This window comes from Alphaproteobacteria bacterium (assembly GCA_025210155.1).
Taxonomy (GTDB): Bacteria; Pseudomonadota; Alphaproteobacteria; order Rs-D84; family CASDRH01; genus JAOASE01.
Map to the genome: position 1 here is coordinate 127,943 of JAOASE010000010.1, position 18,543 is coordinate 146,485.

General features: G+C 32.3%; 13 protein-coding genes and 1 tRNA gene. 4 read left to right on the forward strand and 10 right to left on the reverse strand.

Going from position 1 to position 18,543, the window contains the following annotated elements; translation table 11 throughout:
* Positions 1-655 precede the first annotated feature (655 nt).
* From holA to leuS, 6 genes are all read right to left on the reverse strand, one after another.
* Positions 656-1,687, reverse strand: coding sequence for a DNA polymerase III subunit delta (holA, locus tag N4A44_04175; GenBank protein ID MCT4552839.1), 1,032 nt, complete (start codon positions 1,685-1,687; stop codon positions 656-658).
* Positions 1,688-1,690: 3 nt separating this feature from the next.
* Entirely contained in the window at positions 1,691-2,161 is a 471-nt protein-coding gene (locus tag N4A44_04180; protein ID MCT4552840.1) for a hypothetical protein, read from the reverse strand.
* 182 nt (positions 2,162-2,343) lie between these two features.
* Positions 2,344-2,868, reverse strand: coding sequence for a hypothetical protein (locus N4A44_04185; protein MCT4552841.1), 525 nt, complete (start codon positions 2,866-2,868; stop codon positions 2,344-2,346).
* Positions 2,865-3,701 (reverse strand): hypothetical protein, encoded by an 837-nt coding sequence (locus N4A44_04190; protein MCT4552842.1) that lies wholly within the window; start codon positions 3,699-3,701, stop codon positions 2,865-2,867. Before N4A44_04190 ends, N4A44_04185 begins: the two co-directional genes overlap by 4 nt.
* Positions 3,702-3,881: 180 nt before the next feature.
* A complete protein-coding gene (locus N4A44_04195) occupies positions 3,882-4,277 on the reverse strand; it encodes a hypothetical protein (protein ID MCT4552843.1) in 396 nt (131 codons plus the stop codon).
* Positions 4,278-4,290: 13 nt separating this feature from the next.
* Positions 4,291-6,723, reverse strand: coding sequence for a leucine--tRNA ligase (gene leuS / locus N4A44_04200; GenBank protein MCT4552844.1), 2,433 nt, complete (start codon positions 6,721-6,723; stop codon positions 4,291-4,293).
* A gap of 170 nt (positions 6,724-6,893) precedes the next feature.
* Between leuS and N4A44_04205 the strand changes: the two genes are divergently transcribed.
* The 3 genes from N4A44_04205 to N4A44_04215 all read left to right on the forward strand — a co-directional run bounded on the left by N4A44_04205 (position 6,894) and on the right by N4A44_04215 (position 12,001).
* Positions 6,894-8,015 (forward strand): efflux RND transporter periplasmic adaptor subunit, encoded by a 1,122-nt coding sequence (locus N4A44_04205; protein MCT4552845.1) that lies wholly within the window; start codon positions 6,894-6,896, stop codon positions 8,013-8,015.
* Positions 8,016-8,197: 182 nt separating this feature from the next.
* Complete coding sequence (locus N4A44_04210; GenBank protein MCT4552846.1) at positions 8,198-8,833, forward strand: HAD family hydrolase; 636 nt, start codon at positions 8,198-8,200, stop codon at positions 8,831-8,833.
* Between the two features lie 30 nt (positions 8,834-8,863).
* Positions 8,864-12,001, forward strand: a complete 3,138-nt coding sequence (locus tag N4A44_04215; GenBank protein MCT4552847.1) for an efflux RND transporter permease subunit — start codon at positions 8,864-8,866, stop codon at positions 11,999-12,001.
* Between the two features lie 73 nt (positions 12,002-12,074).
* On the opposite strand, the gene N4A44_04220 is transcribed toward N4A44_04215, so the two are convergent.
* The 3 genes from N4A44_04220 to lexA all read right to left on the reverse strand — a co-directional run bounded on the left by N4A44_04220 (position 12,075) and on the right by lexA (position 15,534).
* Positions 12,075-13,505: a hypothetical protein gene (locus N4A44_04220; protein ID MCT4552848.1), complete on the reverse strand. Its 1,431-nt coding sequence runs from the start codon at positions 13,503-13,505 to the stop codon at positions 12,075-12,077.
* A 160-nt stretch (positions 13,506-13,665) separates the two neighbouring features.
* A complete protein-coding gene (recA, locus tag N4A44_04225) occupies positions 13,666-14,709 on the reverse strand; it encodes a recombinase RecA (GenBank protein ID MCT4552849.1) in 1,044 nt (347 codons plus the stop codon).
* A 171-nt stretch (positions 14,710-14,880) separates the two neighbouring features.
* On the reverse strand, positions 14,881-15,534 hold the full coding sequence (gene lexA, locus N4A44_04230; protein ID MCT4552850.1) for a transcriptional repressor LexA: 654 nt from the start codon (positions 15,532-15,534) through the stop codon (positions 14,881-14,883).
* Positions 15,535-15,802: 268 nt separating this feature from the next.
* Here lexA and N4A44_04235 point away from each other — a divergent pair.
* Positions 15,803-15,878: transfer RNA gene (locus tag N4A44_04235), tRNA-His, on the forward strand.
* 330 nt (positions 15,879-16,208) lie between these two features.
* On the opposite strand, the gene N4A44_04240 is transcribed toward N4A44_04235, so the two are convergent.
* Positions 16,209-18,542 carry a hypothetical protein gene (locus N4A44_04240; GenBank protein MCT4552851.1) on the reverse strand — a complete coding sequence of 778 codons (2,334 nt, stop codon included), beginning with the start codon at positions 18,540-18,542 and terminating at the stop codon, positions 16,209-16,211.
* Position 18,543: the final 1 nt, after the last annotated feature.

Below are 18,543 nucleotides of genomic sequence, written 5' to 3' on the forward strand. Positions count from 1 at the left end.
AACATCCCCAACGTATCTAAACTATACTAGCTCAATTTTTCCGAAATCTCACCTTATACCATAAGCCGAAGTCCCATTAAAACCAAGCTAACATAATAAAAATAAACCTTCGATCCATTATGTTTTAAGCTTTCTTCCAACAATACGATATCAATAATAAACTAATAATAAGAATACATTTCTTTTTTTTAGTTGATTAGTAAATTACTCTAATCTTAATATATAGGAAATCTCTCCAAAGCAGGTAATTAGCCTACCTCTTCAACTCTCTCCCTCATAAAGTATGTGCATTGTCTAGCACACAAAGATTGTGTTCACATATTAATGATAGTATTTCTCTGACTATCACGAGTTCATTATAACATAATCTTAAAATTTTGCCAAGCAAAAAAGATTTAGCAAAAACAACTTCTTAATGAATTTAAGAGAAAATAAGGACTTTAATTCAAATAAACATTTGAAATGTATAGACTTCCAACCACTAAAAAACTTTTATAAAAAAGAAATTCTTTTAGTACAATAACTAAATTTTCAAGTATTTTAATTTAGTAGATTGTAAAGCAAGAAGAAATTTTGAGGGCGTGTACATATTAGTACATAACCGAATAAATTTACTTCTTAGATTTGCAATATAATATTTAAAAGACGCCGAAAATTATCTTTTAAATACTGTGCAGAACTCTAATATAAAATGTGAGAATAATAAATCTACAGGCTGAGCGGGAGATCCACCCTCTTTAAACTTCATATCCAACGCTTGGAACTTATCTAAAGCCTTCAAGGCCTTCCTAGTATTCCAACCACCGATATACTTCTTATAAAAAGGAACTACCTTCCAAAACATGATACCATTCTTCTTCAAAGCAGAATCCACATCCGTACCTCCTTCAATAGCAGCACAAATAGAATAAATCTTTTTAAAGTGAAATTGTAACGATCTCAAAATCATAACAGTATTCTCACCCTCTTCTAACAACCTTTGAAAAGCAACTGAAGCCTCCATAGCATCAAACTTAGTCATCGCCATAGTAATATTCTCTATACCCAACGCAGAAGAATCTCCAACACACTTACGTGCATCGTCCAAAGTCACTTCCTTCTTATCACCAACGTAAAGAACTAACTTCTGCAACTCAGACATAGTAGACAATTTATCCTGCCCTAAATTCTCCTTAAGATAATCCAAAACGTCTTTACTAACCTTAACGCCTTCAGCTTGGAAAAACTGCTTCATACCTACTGCAGTAGTACCATCATCTAAATAACAACCTATAGACAACAAATCTTTCTTCTTAGCATTCTCAAAAAACTTTCTCAAAGAAGATGAAGTTTCTAATTCAGCGGCAGACACAACTATAAACGCATCATTCGCATTAAACGCCGTAATAGCATCTTTCAATGCATCGGTTAATCTATTACCTGCCCACTTAATACGTATAAGCTTTCTGCCACCAAGCAATGTCATACCTTGAACATTATCAAACAATAATGACTTATCTCTTTGTATCTCTTCCGGAGTCAAATCAAACACAGTAAAAGAATCTGTTAAATCATCAACAACAGATTTAGACGCCTTCTCAAACAATTCCGAAACAAGCCCTCTATCCTCTCCATAGAATAAAACGGCCTTCACACCTTTAAAGGAATCATCTAAATATTGAACTACATCTCTAACATACTTTTTCATTTACTACTTCTCTTCTTTCTTTATCTTATTCACATCGTCCACACACAACCAAGCACATGCATTTCCGAAACCAGTCTTATCTATATCAAAAGGCTCTACCCTCTTAGCATTCTTAAACGCTACCAAGATACAATAATTTTTGAATGCAGCATAAGCATCAAACCCATCTACATCTTGTATACAAATTTTATCACCATATTTTTCTAATATCAAATTAGAATCAAACTCTTTAACATCTTCATCAAAATTAAACAATCCTACATCTAAATTCCTAGAAAAATAAATTACATTTTCAACTTCTGCAACTGCTGTAACAAAATCACCTGCATCTTTGAAATAAATCACTTCTCCAGATTTTATCTTTCCCCAAGGAGAAATCTTATTAACATACCATCTAGACTCTATAGATTTTTCACCTGACAAAATCTTATCTATAAGCTTCCATTTTTTATTCATTATAGCGATATGTTGCATAATAACATTCCTTTAGTTTCTCAAAATCTAACCTCTTTTTAAATTCCAACCAAAAGTTTTGGTAATTTTGCTTTAGATGGAAACAAAAATGATTTTTAGATAAAGTATCGTGTATAATTAATACTCGATCGCTTTAGATAAAAATTATTTCTTGCGATCAGATAAAGTGAAATCCCCAAAATCTATTTTTTTAGATATAGTATAATCCTCTTGTAAAGTTCGTCAGCCACACTATTCATCAACTGCTTTTTAACATAATCTTTAGACACTTCCGATGCATAAACATTATCAAGAATATTGAAGTTAGAATAATCTACAACAGTACCTTCAGAAAGAACATTTCCATCCATATCTTTTAACTTAAATCTAACAACAACTTTCAAAGAACCAATAGAAGCAGAACCATCTTTTTTAATACCTCTTCTTATTGTCCTAGGATCTTCCATTTTCATTTCTAATGAATACTTTTTAGTTTCATTTTCACCCTGTGGCGCCAACAACAATTTAAGGTTATTTCTCAACATAATCCCATACTTACTTTCTTTAGTTTTAACAGGCTTAACAACTATAGAAGAAGTCTCTTTCACCAAACTCATTTCTTCCTTAGAACCTACCTTAACATCATTCTTATACAAAGACGAATAACCACAGCCTTGCACCAAGAAAAGAATCATAAAACAAACACTTAACCAACCTTTTTGAATCATAACTTCACCCTCTTTTTATTTATTTTCTCTATATATTTATCATCTATCTTCAACAAATATTTATCCTTTTCAGGATGTTTATCCCAAAATTCTTTCTTACTTTCTTTTTCAGAATTCCAAGAGCTTTCAACCTTTTTCAATTCAGACAAATCAACCTTAGATAAATACAAATTTAAATTTCTTCTCTTATAATAATCTAAAGGACTTACAACTTCAATCACTTCTTTTATTCTAACAGATTTTTCAGATACATATTCAGAATCATTAACTTTATCCATACCACAAGAATCGACCTTGTAAATATACATTTTATCTCCTGTTAATTCAAAAGAAGAAATAATAAAAATATCACTATCAAAAAACGATGACTTAGAATGAATTGACTTTCTAAAAGCAAATTTCTCAGCCAAATCTCTAATCGGAGTAGCACAAACTCTATTCTTAAATCCTTCTCTTTTCCAATTATTAGTATTATTAGGTTTTAAAAAGTCACCAACTTTTAACTTAAATCTACTTCCATGATACAAATCAACAATATTCTCTCTTTTAATTCCATACATACCAAATAAACATTTAAATCTAAATTTATTTTTCAATGTAAATCTAATTCCACCTAATTCGAAAATCATTTGTTTTTTATGCTTTCTAAACCAAATAGATGGGAAAGTTATACCGACTACAAACCAAGCAAACCAAATACGAAAATAAACTTGCTTAAAGTTCATAGAGATAAAACCTTTAACCCTCTCTTCATTATGATTTTCATCATTAATTTGAGAGTTAATAAAAGTTTCATTCCCTATACCTATTTCAGTATAAACTTCTTTACCCATTTTATTTTCCTACTAGGTAAAATTAATATTTTTTCGGTTTCTTATACCTAAGCGCAAATAAACAAGTATTTTGGTTCAAGGAAGTCAAAGTAGATTTTAATTTTTGGGAGTTTACAAATTAGTAAATGACCAAAAATTTATAATTGATACTTTGGCTTAAATTGAGCCAAAAGACGAAGTTTATTTTTTCCAACCATACTCCAAATATTTAACCCCACTCATCAATGATTGTAGAGCTAACAATTGAAATTCTATCATATCCTTAGGAAGCTTATCGAAATTATACCAATCAACATTTGATATGTTACCATCCCACTTATCACAAACAAAAAATAGATCAAAACTTTCTCCATTTTTTCCTGATCTATGCATAGTCAATGGCTCATATAAATTATCAACTGAAACATTAATTTTCAAACTATCTTCAACTTTTCTAACCACAGCTTCTCTAGCAGTCTCACCACCTTCAATATTAGATAAAAGAAAACCTTTATCTCCTTTAGGAAATCCAACCTTATCATCTTTAACTAATATCACATAAGCTGACGAAGCCGTTTTAAATCTTTCTTTAGACATACAGTCCTCCTTTTTACTTAATAACAAAGTTCACCATCTTACCAGGAACAACTATCACTTTCACAATATCTTTTCCTTCGATAAACTTTTGAACATTATCCGAAGCTAATGCTAACTTTTCCATTTCATCTTTACTAGCGTCAGCAGCAATAGAAATCACATCTCTCTTCTTACCATTAACCGACACAGCAATAGAAACCGTACTTTCAACTAACTTACTTTCATCATACGATGGCCACGCTTCAAACACAAGGAAATTATCACCACCTAACTTCTCCCAAATCTCTTCAGAAATATGAGGAGCAACTGGGTTAAGCACCTTTACAAAACCCTTCATAAAATCAGCAGAAATATCACCCTCGCTTGGCAACGCATTCAAACACTCCATAAGAGATGAAACAACTGTATTAAATCTTTGAGTATCTATTCTTTCACCAACTTCCTTAATAGATCTATGCAACGCTTTTTCTTCAACTTCATTCATAGGTCTATCTTCAGTTCTATCAGCATATCTCCAAACCTTTTGTAAAAATCTGTGAACACCAATCATAGAAGAAGTGTTCCAAGGAACATCATCCGCGAACGGAGCAATAAACGCTTCATAAGCTCTTAAAGTATCTGCACCATATTCACCAACAATATCATCTGGATTTACTACATTACCTTTAGACTTAGACATCTTTTGACCATCTTCACCACCGATAAGCCCTTGAGAAATTCTACTAGAAAAAGGTTCATCATATGAAACTATACCAGCATCATATAGAGCCTTATGCCAGAACCTAGCATATAACAAATGTCTTGTAGTATGTTCTTGACCACCACAATATAAATCAACTTGTCCCCAATAATTAACCTTATCCTGAGCTGCAAACTCTTCAGAATTATTAGCATCCATATATCTCAAGTAATACCAAGACGAACCAGCCCAGTTAGGCATAGTATCTGTCTCTCTAGTAGCAGCTCCACCACAAACAGGACATTTACAGTTAACCCATTCTTCAGCTCTAGCTAAAGGAGCATCACCTTCATCAGTAGGTAAATAGTTATCAATATGAGGTAACTCTAATGGCAATTCACTTTCTGGTAAAGCAACCCAACCTGCATTTTCTCTGCCTTCAGCTTCATGAACTTTCTTACAAGTCTCACAATAAACCATAGGAACTGGTTCTCCCCAATATCTTTGACGAGAGAACAACCAATCTTTCATTTTATAGTTAACAGCTTTTTCACCACAAGAATTCTCTTCACAGAATTTAATAGCGGAATTAATAGAATCTTGTTTTCCAAGTCCATCCATAAAACCAGAATTAATATGCTTACCATCTCCTGCATAAGCTTCTACTTCTATATCTCCACCTTCGATAACTTGAACAATTTCACATCCAAACTTCTTAGCAAATTCATAATCTCTTTGATCATGAGCAGGAACTGCCATAACAGCACCAGTACCATAACCCATCATAACATAATCCGAAACAAAAATAGGAACTTCTTTTCCATTAAATGGATTGATAGCAAAAACTCCCTCAAGCTTCACACCTGATTTCTCTTTACCTTCCATTCTTTCCATCTCAGTCTTCTTATTAGAAGCTACTTTATACGCTTCAACATCTGAATAATTAGAAATCTCTCCTGAGAATTTTTCCAACATAGGATGCTCAGGTGCAACAACCATAAAACTCACACCAAAAATAGTATCAGGTCTTGTTGTAAACACAGTTAACTTATCATCACCAGCACTCAATTTAAAATCAACATTAGCACCAACAGATTTACCAATCCAATTGATTTGTTGCTTTTTAATATTGTCTGTATAATCCACATGATCTAAACCATCGATTAACTTTTGAGAGTAATCTTTCATTCTCAAAGTCCATTGAGACTTAGTCTTTTGAATAACATCACCACCGCAACGTTCACATTTACCCTTCTCCAATTCTTCATTAGTCAAAGCAAGTTTACAAGCAGGACACCAATTCATAGTATCTTCCGCTTTATAAGCCAAACCTTGTTTAAAGAATTGCAAGAACATCCATTGCGTCCATTTATAATATCCTGTACGAGAAGTAGCAATTTCCCTACTCCAATCAAATGACAAACCTAAATTCTCTAATTGCTTCTTATAAGTAGAACAATTCTCTTCTGTAATCTCTCTTGGGTGACCACCTGTCTTAATAGCATACTGCTCTGCTTGCATACCAAAAGAATCAAATCCCATAGGAAATAAAACATTCTTCCCTTCCATTCTTTTTTTACGAGCAACAACATCCATAGCAGTATAAGGTCTAACATGACCTACGTGCAAACCAGAACCTGAAGGAAAAGGAAATTCGAGTAAGCAATAAAACTTTTCTTTATCAGCAATTTCTTTAACTTCAAAAGATTTTGCTTCAGACCATTTTTTCTGCCATTTTTTCTCGATATCATTAAAATTATATTCCATTTCACATTTTCCCTTCAATAAAACTAAAATTATTATTTTGAATATCAAAAATTTTAATAAAAACTATTGCATTTTACAAGCTTTTTATGTAAAATATAACTACAAAAATTTAAAACATTGATTCGTGAAATTCAAATAATCGTTTTAAAACAAGAGGAAAGACATAAAATATGAAAAGAATCGCTAACAAAATTAAACACCATTCAAAGAAACATATTCAAAAAGCAAAAGAACTAAAACCCGAAAAAGTAGTTATTTTAATCTTAATTATGACAGTAATCTGGTTTTTAGGTGCATTCACAATAACTCAAATAAAATTATTATCAGCTAAAAGTGATGATAACTCTGAAAAACTTCCAAGTGTAGAAGTAGAAACTGCTGCAAGAGAAGAGATCTTATCTGAGATAACTATCTACGGGCAAGCAGAAGCTGGTAAAAAAGTTCCTCTTAAAGCTAGAACAGACGGTTATGTTACAGAAAAAACAATCGACCAAGGTAATATAGTTAAAAAAGGTAATACTCTTATCAAACTTTCAAACGACGATAGAACTATCAGATTAAAAAGTGCTGAATCTACTTTGGAACAAGCAAAGGTAGTTTACGAAAGTACTAAAGAACTTTTCAAAAGTGGTCTATCTTCTAAAAACGAACTTAAACAAGCCGAAGCAAATCTTAACGCAGCGAAATCTGGTTATAAGTCTACGACTTTAGATATCTCCTACTCAAACATTAAAGCTCCTTTCGATGGTTTTTTTGACAGCTTAGATGTTGAGATTGGAGATTTTGTTAAAAACGGAGACGTACTAGGAACTATAGTTAAATTAGACAACGTAAAAGTAAGCATCTCATTACCTGAAAAATACATCAACCAAGTTAAAAAAGGTAGCGAAGCCAGAATCGAATTACTATCTGGTTACGAAACTAAAGGTAAAGTAACTTATATTTCTTCAGTAGCCGATGCTCAAACAAGAACTTTCAAAGTTGAAATATTAATCAAAAATAAAGATGGTCAAATCAACGACGGAATGACAGCAAAAGTATTCTTCCCTCTAAGCAGAGAAAAAGCTACTAAAATTTCTAAACTTTCAGCAATTACTTTCAACGACAAAGGTATCGTTGGTCTTAAAACAGTAAACGCAGAAGGTATCGTAGAATTCAACGCTATCAAACTTCTAAAACAAAATAAAGAAGCTATCTGGGTTTCAGGGCTTAAAAAAGATAGTAAAGTTATTATCAGCGGACAAGAATACGTTAAAGAAGGCGCAAAAGTAAACGCTGTAGAAAATAAATAACTTTAAGAAATAAGTATAATAGAAACGCAAATCTCCTATTATACTCTGTCGTTCCTATGTTAGCTCTCACAACTCAGCATTCGTAGGAACGACAACTTAGACAAAACTTCATCAAGTAATCTTTTCACATAAAGTTTTATATAGTTTACTTTAGATAGAAGCAAAAATCAAAGGAAAATAAATTGAAATTAATAATCTGGGACCTAGACGGAGTAATAATAGATTCAGTTGAAGTCGTTAAAAAATTTATGACAGACATATTTAACCAATACGGCAAAGACCCTTCTGGATTAAAAGATTTAAAACATGGTAACATAAACGATTTCTATAACGAGTTTCTTAAAACTCCATCGGAGAACCAAAAAGAAATATCTATAGAAAAATTTACAGAACTAGTTCGCACACACCCTATGAATAAAATCTGTGACGAAATGGTGAAAAAAGAAACTTTAGATTTCATTAAGGAAACTTATAAAGAAGGTTACATTCATGCCATAGCAACAAACACTAGACATGAAAGAGTTCACAAAGGAGTTAAAAACTTAGAAATAGAACACCTATTTAAATATATAATAAGTAGCTGTGACGTAGAAGAACCAAAACCTGCTCCAGACATGATATTAAAAATATTAGAAGAGCTTGATATAAAACCTGAAGAAGCCATATTCGTAGACGACAGTGATGAAGCTATAAAAGCTGGAATAGAAGCAGGAACTAAAACTCTTCTTCTAACAAATAAAATAGAAGACATAGACGGAAGTATTAAAGAAAAAATAACTTTAATAACTAACGACATAAAAGACCTAAAAAAAATTTAAATTTAAAAATATTGCAAAGGAAATTAAAGAATGCTTAAAACAATCTTCAAAAAATATAAAACTGCAATAGCAATATTCATCCTGCTAATAGTATCAGGAGCTATGAAATACATAAACATTCAAAAAGAAGCATTCCCTGATGTTTCTGTTGCGAATATATTTACAACAGTTTCTCTAAGAGGTCTATCTCCTTCTGATGGTATCAGGCTTATAGCAAAACCAATTGAAGAAGAACTAAAATCAGTAAAAGGTATCGATGAAATAAAATCCGACTGTTATCAAAACTTCTGCCAAGTTCAAGCAGAATTCGTTGCAGGTTGGGACTCATCTAAAGCATTAAGCGACGTAAAAGACGCAGTAGATATGGCGAAACCTGACTTCCCTTCAGATGCAGAAGAACCTGTAATTAAGGAATTTTCTACATCTGAGTTCGCCATAATTAACGTTAATATAGCTGGAGACATTCCAGAAAGAACACTTCTATCAGTTGGAAAAAAACTTCAAACTCAACTTGAAGCAATCAACGGAGTTTCTGAAGTAGAAATGGGTGGTGATAGAGACGACCAAGTAGACATAATCATTGATCCTGCTAAAATGCTTTCTCATAACATATCTGTAGCAGAACTAAGCAACCTATTCAATAGATCAAATACTATTATCCCAGCTGGTAATATCAATTCTGAAATAGGTTCATTCCCTGTACAAATTCCAGGTCTTATAGAAAATATTAAAGACATCTTAGATATGCCTATCAAAACTAGTGGCGACTCTGTAATTAAAGTTCAAGACATCGCTGATGTTTACAAAACATATGAAGACGCTGAAGAATATGTTTCTCTAAACGGTAAAAGCGTTATAACTCTAGAAGTTAAAAAACTATCAACAGGAAACATTCTAGACGTTATCGACGAAGCTAAAGTTATAACAGCTAAATTCAAACAAAGTCTTCCAGAAACTGTTAGCATATTCTATACTGCTGACTCTTCTAAAAACGTAAGAGATGATTTAAGAGACTTAGAAAATTCAGTAATCCTAGCAATACTTCTAGTTCTTTGTGTAGTTATCCTAATGCTTGGTATTAGATCAGGCTTCCTAGTTGGTATATCTATCCCAGGTTCATTCCTAATGGGTATCCTTCTAATAGGATTTACTGGCTTCACAATGAACATGATGGTTCTATTTGGACTTATCCTATCAGTAGGTATGCTTGTGGATGGAGCAATCGTTGTAACAGAATACGCCGACAGAAAACTTGCTCAAGGAGCTACTAGAAAAGAAGCTTACTATGAAGCATCTAGCAGAATGGCTCTACCAATCATATCATCAACAGCGACAACAATAGCAGCATTCTCACCATTACTATTCTGGCCTGGTATCGTTGGTAAATTCATGAGATATATGCCTATCGCTCTTGTATGCGTTCTTATATCTTCACTTTTCGTAGCATTAATATTCATACCTGTAATTGGTGCTTACACAGGAAAAGAACCTAAGAAAAAAAATAAGAATGAAGTTTCAGAAATTGAAAAAGAAATCCAACACATCGAAAACGGAGAATATAGCAAACTTAAAGGCTATAATAAAACTTACTACAACATCATAACTTGGGCATTAGAAAGACCTAAAAAAATAATATGGAGTTGTGTAGCTATCATGTTCTTCTCATTCTTTGCCTTTGGAAAAAGTCAATTAGGAACTATATTCTTCCCTGACACAGAGCCGAACTTCGTATATCTAAATATACACGCCTTAGGAAACCTTTCTGCAGAAGAAGAAAGAGACATTATCAGATCAGTAGAAAAAGAAATTAAAGGACAAGAAGGTATAAAAACTATCTACACTCGTTCTGGTGCAAGAACACAAAACTCATCAGAAGATGTTGTTGGTTATCTTCAACTAGAACTAAAAGATTGGAAAGAAAGAATCACTGCTGATGAAATCATACACAACATCAGAAGAGACCTTAAAGAATTCCCTGGTATAGAAATAGAAATTCTTAAAGAAGAACACGGACCTAGCCAAGGTAAACCTCTTCAAATAGAAATTTCTTCTGAAACAGATAATTTCGAAGATCTAAAAACTGCCGTTAAGCACGTTAAAAAAGGTGTTGAAAGCATAGAAGGTTTCATCGATACTGAAGATACTGCTCCACTTCCTGGTATCCAATGGGAATTTGAAATCGACAGAGCTCAAGCACTAAAATATAACTTAGACATAAGCTCTATCGGACAAACTATCCAACTTATAACACAAGGTGCTAGACTAACATCTTACAGACCATCTGACACAGATGATGAAGTTTGGATCGTATTAAGATACCCTGAAGCGTTCAGAAAAATAACTGAATTAGATAACATTCAAATTCCAACAGAAAGTGGTAACCTACCTATTTCAAACTTTGTAAAAATCAAAGCTAAAGAAAAAGTAGGTAATATCAGAAGGATTAATAAAAATACTGTTATGGAAGTAAGATCTGAAGTTAAACCAGATTACCAACTTTCAAAACTACTTCCTGAAGTAAAAGAATGGATTAAAAACAATCCTGTTCCTGTAGAAGGAATAAACATAAAATTCAGAGGTGAATTCGAAGATACAAACGAAGCAATGAGTTTCCTTGCAATAGCATTCCTAAATGCAGTATTCATTATGGGTATCATTCTTCTAACTCAATTTAACAATTTCTACTATGTTGGATTGATATTATCTGCGATCGTTCTTTCTATCACAGGTGTTATGCTTGGATTAGTAATGACATTAAGTCCATTTACTATCATCATGACAGGAATTGCCATAGTATCTCTGGCTGGTATAGTTGTTAACAACAACATCGTTCTTATTGATACATTCGCAGAAATAAGAGAGCACATATCAGATAAAAGAGAAGCTGTTATAAGAACAGGTGTACTAAGACTTAGACCAGTTATATTAACAACAATAACTACAATCCTAGGACTAGTACCAATGGCTCTAAGACTTAACATTGATTTCTTCAGTGGAGCAATAATAATGGGTGGACCATCAATGGATATGTGGAGTAAATTCTCTAGATCAGTTATCTTTGGTTTATCATTCGCAACAATACTTACATTAGTATTCACACCATGTATGCTTTACCTAGGTGAATTAAAAGCCGAAAGAAAAGCTAAGAAAAAATCAAATAAGAAATAAAAATAATCCTCGGAATTTTCCGAGGATCTTTCTTTCCAAATAAAAAAGCTCCCTAATTAGGAGCTTTAATTTTTTATGCAATTGTCTTTTGACCTTTCTCTCTATATATTCTCTTACGCTGCTTTTTCTTTTCTTCCATTCTGATAACTTCTTCTTCCTCTTCCATGTCTTGAACATTAGCTGGGACAGCATAATCATCATAATTACCAGTAAGCTCTGCCAACTCTGGACCAGATGCATTATCGGCTGTAGAAGTATTCCATCCAGAAGGTAAATAACGCTCTGCATCTATCTCTTCTCTCTTAACTCTTGATGCCTCTTCTTCTGCAATTTTCTTTCTAGCATGCTTATCAGCTCGTTTACCTATCTTCTTTAAAATCTTATCTTCTCTTTCCTTTTTAAGATCAGGATCAACCATTTCATCCATTGCTTCTTCCGAGAAAACACTATATTGTTTAGGAGCCTGTTTAATCTTTTTATCTAAAGATTTTTTAGCTTCCTCCAAGTCACCCATCAACATATCTTCTTCAGTTATTTCAGGAATTAAATTTTCAGGGTTTTCTAACTCATCTTTTTTAATACTCAAAAAGTTTTCATATGTTCCATAAAAATCTCTATTAGCAATAAACTCTTTTTTAAACTCAACTATTTCATCAAATAATTTAACATTTCTATCTTTTAAATCATCCAAATGATGTTTTAACTTTTTACCTGCTAACCTAACAAAACCTTTTTCTTCATCTTTATAAGCAATACTCTTTTTCTTTCCATATAAAGATCTCAATAAAAGTTCTTCATCATCATATAAAACCGAAGAACTCAAATTCTCAACAGTTTTCATAACATTATTATCTGTTAAATGAGGCTTAGAATACAAAGAACCAACATAATCTGGATTTATTTCTTCATCATAATCGTTGTAAGTTTCTACTCCATAATTCATATTATTTGAATGAAGCAAATTATTATAAGCATTAATAAAAACTTGATGATCAAAATTATTACTATCTAAAGGTACTCTTGCTCTATATCCTTGCAATCTATGGTTTTTAATAGAAAAACCATTTTTGTTACCTCTGCCCTCTACATCATTTTCCGAATTATAGAACTTAGTTTTAAAAGCAACTTCCTCAGATAATTCTTTCATATTCTCAAAATAATTAACTGTCTTACCATTTTTATCATTAAAATAAAATCTAGCATCAACAACTAAAGTCTCTTTCTTTTTAAAAACTTTTCCATAATACTCATGAGTATCTCTAAGAAAAGCACCATTATAAGATATTATAAAACCCTTTTCATTAAGCACAACATTATTTAAATCTGCAAATATTATATGATCAGCATCTTCAGTTTCATAAACTATTTCTTCTCTAAAAGAGGTCTCTGAATTTATAAAATTATCGCTAGAATACACATTAAGATTATCACTAATCCTAACACCATTTTCTTTCCAAACTTTCATCAAGAAAAATAAGTCACTTGCATTCTTTGATAATGCCATATCTAGTACCTCCAAACTACAATTTGATCTATATATATTATAGGCGTAAGAGGGGATTCTGTCAATGAGAAAATAAAAATCAACACATCAAAAAACTCTAAAACAAAGCGTCTACAAAAGGTAGACGCTCCATTCAGTAGTAAGATTTAATTCTTAAAAGTTACTTTGTAACAATAATTTCTTCCACTTCTTTTTCAACTGGTTCTAAATCAAGATCCACGACTTCATCTTTTGATGATCTAATTTTAGCTTCGATTTCATCCATAACCTTAGGATTATCTAATAAGAATTGCTTAGCATTTTCTCTACCTTGACCAATCTTATCACCATTATAAGAGAACCATGATCCAGCTTTTTCAACAAATCCTAACTTAACACCAAAGTCAATAATTTCACCTACTTTAGAAATACCTTGATTATACATAATATCGAACTCAACAACCTTAAACGGAGGTGACACTTTATTCTTCACAATCTTCACCCTAGTTTGGTTACCAATAACATCTTCCTTATCTTTAATAGCACCAACTCTTCTAATATCCATTCTAACAGAAGAATAGAATTTTAGAGCGTTTCCACCAGTAGTAGTTTCTGGGTTACCAAACATAACACCAATCTTCATTCTGATTTGGTTAATAAAGATAACTAAACAGTTTGATCTAGAAACGATAGATGTTAATTTTCTTAAAGCTTGAGACATAAGTCTTGCTTGTAAACCAACATGAGAATCTCCCATTTCACCTTCAATTTCAGCCTTTGGTACAAGCGCTGCAACAGAGTCAACCACAACCACATCAATAGCACCTGATTTAACAAGAGTTTCTGTAATTTCTAAAGCTTGTTCTCCTGTATCTGGTTGAGATAAAATCAACTCATCAGTATTAATACCAATTTTTCTTGCATAAGCAGGATCCAAAGCGTGCTCAGCATCAACAAATGCACAAGTACCACCTGTTTTTTGAGCTTCAGCAATTGCATGTAAAGTCAATGTTGTTTTACCTGATGACTCTGGTCCATAAATTTCAATAATTCTTCCTTTTGGTAAACCACCAATTCCCAAAGCTAAGTCAAGACCTATAGAACCTGTAGAAATTGCTTCCACATCCATAGCTGTATTCTTACCTAAAGTCATAATAGAACCTTTACCAAACGACTTTTCAATTTGAGCTAACGCAGCATCCAATGCTTTCTTTTTATCAGACATTAATATTCTCCTTTTTTAAACTTCCTTTTATCTTCCTTCTGAAGACACGATATCCTATTTTTTCGCAAAAATAAACACCTCATTAAAATTCTACTCTAGTATAAATAAAACAGATTTTTTATCCACACAAAATAAATTTCAATGATTTATTTAAGCAAATATATTTAAAATTTAGTGATAAGACCTTAACAGCATAGCAAGAACACCTTGCACCTTAACTCTATTAGGTTCTAAAACTCTCTCATCATATTCTGGATTAGCAGGTATCAATCTAACTTTTCCATCTTTATTCTTCATATATTTTAAAGTAACTTCTTCATTATCAATTAAAGCAACTACAATTTCACCTTCTCTAGCATTTGAAGTATCTTTAATAATAACTCTGTCTCCATCATGAATACCAGCTTCAATCATAGAGTCACCTTCAACTTTAAGAGCATAAAAATTACCAGCCCCAACCATTGAAGAAGAAACTTGAACCATATCTTCACCATTACCTTTAATAGCTTCAATTGGCGTACCAGCAGCAATCTTTCCATACACTGGAACATTAATCATATCATTAGCAATTTCCACTGGTTCTAAAGAATCTTTCCCTTCATTAAAAAATGGTGGATATTTCAAAATCTCAACAGCTCTTGCTCTATTAGGAATAGTTCTAATAAAACCTCTATCTTGCAAGCCTTTCATTAACAAGAATATGCCTGATTTAGATTTCAAACCAATAGCTTCTCTCATTTCATCAAATGAAGGCGCTAAGCCATCATGCTCAGAAATATAAGAGTCTAAATATTTAAATAAATCCATTTGTCTTTTAGTTAACATCGCCACCTCCCTATTCAGAACGAATCGTTTTAACCTTATAAAAATATTCTACCTATGTTCTTAGAACAAGTCAAGAACAAATTTACTAAAAGTTGAAAAAAACGTAAATATTAAAATATCCGTCAATTAAAAGATGTGCTAGAAAAAACATACATATAAAAAGTTGTAAAAGAGGTTGATTATAAAATTATTTTATATTAAAATTAGTATTGACATTTCGGATACTTTATATTATTTTATACAAGATTTCGAAAGAAAGTCTAACATGGTGGGTGTCGCTCAGTTGGTAGAGCACCAGTTTGTGGTACTGGTTGTCGCGGGTTCAATCCCCGTCACTCACCCCATTTAAAATTAGGAATTGTCCCTTCAGGGGCAATTTTTCATTTTAAATAGGTAGATTTACTGAATTTAACCACGAATGAAATGAGCCAGTTCAAAAAAAGTTAGTTTTCACGAAGATTTATCAAAGTGAAAACTTTTACGTTTTACTGAAAGTAAATGTTTGTTTTACAAACATGCTGCGTCAGAACCCCCGTCACTTAAACAACTTACCTATCACTTCAAAAAATAGTTTCATTCAAAATTCCCAAATCCCCCATATTTCAAAAAACAAATAAAGAAAAGGAGCTTCTCTACGAAACTCCCCTTCTCCTCTCTCCGATTTCAATGAACTATTATTCTTGACCTTTGAATATAGCACCCCAAGCATCATCGCCTGTACCAGCTACACCATCTTTACCACCAATAACAGTCTTAGTCTTTTCCATCATAAATGATTTAGGAGTAACAACCTCTTGTCCATCCTTACCATCTTTATAGAAAGTAAGATCTTGCATATTAACAGTTATCCCTCTTCTTTTATCTAAAGAATCACAATTTCCATCCTTACAATATTTAACTTCACTGTAAATATTTAATTTATTATCTTCAATTAAACTTTCACCATCAATCCCATATCTAGTATCATTGGTATAAAGATATGAAATATAGTTACCCCAATTATCTGGATAAAACAGTTCACCACATCCATCTGATACATCTTCTACACCATCAACATTTTTAATTAAATCAACTGTGAAATTTTCTGTTTTATTAGAGCCACCTTTACTACCTCCACCAACAACAGACCAAGATCCAAAATTTCCAAGACCTCCTGCATTTTTCTTAGATTTAGAAACACTCTTATCCTTACATTCTAAAGCTATACCAGGGAAAACCATATATTCACTTTTAAAGTTCTCTGAATTAGTTTCACTCGTAGATTTTCTTCCACCTGCAAAGCCACCTAAAATACCGCCACTTTTTCTTTTATTTTTAGTATATGATGATGAAGCTTTCAACATAGCTTTCACAAAACAGAATTGATTTTCAAAGAACCCGCCACTTTCTTCACATGATTGCTCTAACATATCTGTATAAACTTGACCAATATTACCAGCAATAATATCTATAGCCATTTTTTGATACTCTTGATCGTTAAGAGTTCTTAACCATTCTTGTAAATAAGGAGAAACTCTATCTTTATTCACAGTTCTAGCAATATTCTCCACACAGATTTTATATTCAGGATAACACATCATACCACCTGAAAGTAATTTCTCAGCCTTAGGACCATTAAAGTCTACACAACCAGAATAAGCTCCACCGTAAACATCATCTGTTCCACAAGATAAACTCATACAATCATTAAAAGTTTCAGTACAAGATTTAAAGAACGAATTTTGCATTTGAGCAATTTCATTATTCAACTCAGCTTCTTCCGTCAAATTAGCCAATTCTTTTTTCTTTAACTCAGCTTCAATTTCTTTAGATCTAGCTACCAACTTAGCTTGAACAGAAGATTTCATTTCTAATCTATGAGATTGCAAAGCAATTTCATATTGATCACAAGACTTCTTAGGAGTCATATAATTTTCATCAACTAACTCACCAGTAAAATCATAGAACTTTTTGCCAGCATTTTTATCTATCCAACAATATTCAGTATCAGCATCCCAAGTATGACCTTTATCCTTACATTGTTTTTCTTTATCTTCTTCCCATTTACCAAACTTATAGTAATTTTGAACATTACTTAACATTTCAGAATCTTGACACTCATCTTCACTCAAAATATCAATCTTTTCAGCCAAATAAGATAAACCCAAACCAGAACCAGTCATAACAGAAGATAACAATCTTTTCTTTTTCAACTCATCAACTGATTTACCAGACATACAAATTTCATGAGCAGTAGCATATTCACCAGCAGCATCCAACGCAAAAGATGGAGGAGCTACAGTAACAGCAAAACCATAATCTGTATCTTTACCATTTTTATCTTTAGCAGACTTCTTAGCACCTTCAACATTCACACCTAAATCTTGAAGAATACCACTACTAAAATTAGCAAGGTTTAAGTTACCATTTTCAATTTGATCATCCAACGCGCCATAATAAGCTGAAGAAGTAGACGCCGCATAATGCTTAGAAGCTGCATCTTTATCATAAGTACACTTAGCGTCACTTTGAGCATCTGAAGTTTCATCACAATAGTAATTATAATTTCTAAATAAAGTTGCCATTCTAGATAAGTTAGATCCAGCACCTGTACTAATAGAAGCCTTACCAAATGAATTAGCACTTAAAGCTTCAGTAGTATTAATAACTGTTCCGTTAATATCTATTTGAGAATCATCATACACACATCTTAATTCATTATCATTACTCAAAAACTTCCTAGTAGTTTTATCCTTTTTTAAGAACTCATTTCTTTCAACGATATAAGGAATTAAAGCATCCATACAATCTACATAAGAACTCTTACAATCTTTCTCTTCCGAAGTTGTAGCTGTTATAGTTCCAACTGATGTTGTAGTAGCTCGTCTAATAACTGTACGAGAACCAGAACGCGTAGAATAACCTCCTGAACCTCTGGCAAAAGAATCGCTTTCCGCAACAATCATCACTGACAACATAGATAAAACACTAACAAATGCAGTAGATTTATTGATCAATTTCATTTTCATA

Excerpts from the sequence above, each read along its gene's own strand:
- N4A44_04205 (MCT4552845.1), top strand. The coding sequence starts at position 6,894 with ATGAAAAGAATCGCTAACAAAATTAAACACCATTCAAAGAAACATATT.
- N4A44_04180 (MCT4552840.1), bottom strand. The coding sequence starts at position 2,161 with ATGCAACATATCGCTATAATGAATAAAAAATGGAAGCTTATAGATAAG.
- N4A44_04215 (MCT4552847.1), top strand. The coding sequence starts at position 8,864 with ATGCTTAAAACAATCTTCAAAAAATATAAAACTGCAATAGCAATATTC.
- recA (MCT4552849.1), bottom strand. The coding sequence starts at position 14,709 with ATGTCTGATAAAAAGAAAGCATTGGATGCTGCGTTAGCTCAAATTGAA.
- N4A44_04220 (MCT4552848.1), bottom strand. The coding sequence starts at position 13,505 with ATGGCATTATCAAAGAATGCAAGTGACTTATTTTTCTTGATGAAAGTT.
- N4A44_04195 (MCT4552843.1), bottom strand. The coding sequence starts at position 4,277 with ATGTCTAAAGAAAGATTTAAAACGGCTTCGTCAGCTTATGTGATATTA.
- N4A44_04190 (MCT4552842.1), bottom strand. The coding sequence starts at position 3,701 with ATGGGTAAAGAAGTTTATACTGAAATAGGTATAGGGAATGAAACTTTT.
- N4A44_04185 (MCT4552841.1), bottom strand. The coding sequence starts at position 2,868 with ATGATTCAAAAAGGTTGGTTAAGTGTTTGTTTTATGATTCTTTTCTTG.
- N4A44_04240 (MCT4552851.1), bottom strand. The coding sequence starts at position 18,542 with ATGAAAATGAAATTGATCAATAAATCTACTGCATTTGTTAGTGTTTTA.
- leuS (MCT4552844.1), bottom strand. The coding sequence starts at position 6,723 with ATGGAATATAATTTTAATGATATCGAGAAAAAATGGCAGAAAAAATGG.
- holA (MCT4552839.1), bottom strand. The coding sequence starts at position 1,687 with ATGAAAAAGTATGTTAGAGATGTAGTTCAATATTTAGATGATTCCTTT.
- lexA (MCT4552850.1), bottom strand. The coding sequence starts at position 15,534 with ATGTTAACTAAAAGACAAATGGATTTATTTAAATATTTAGACTCTTAT.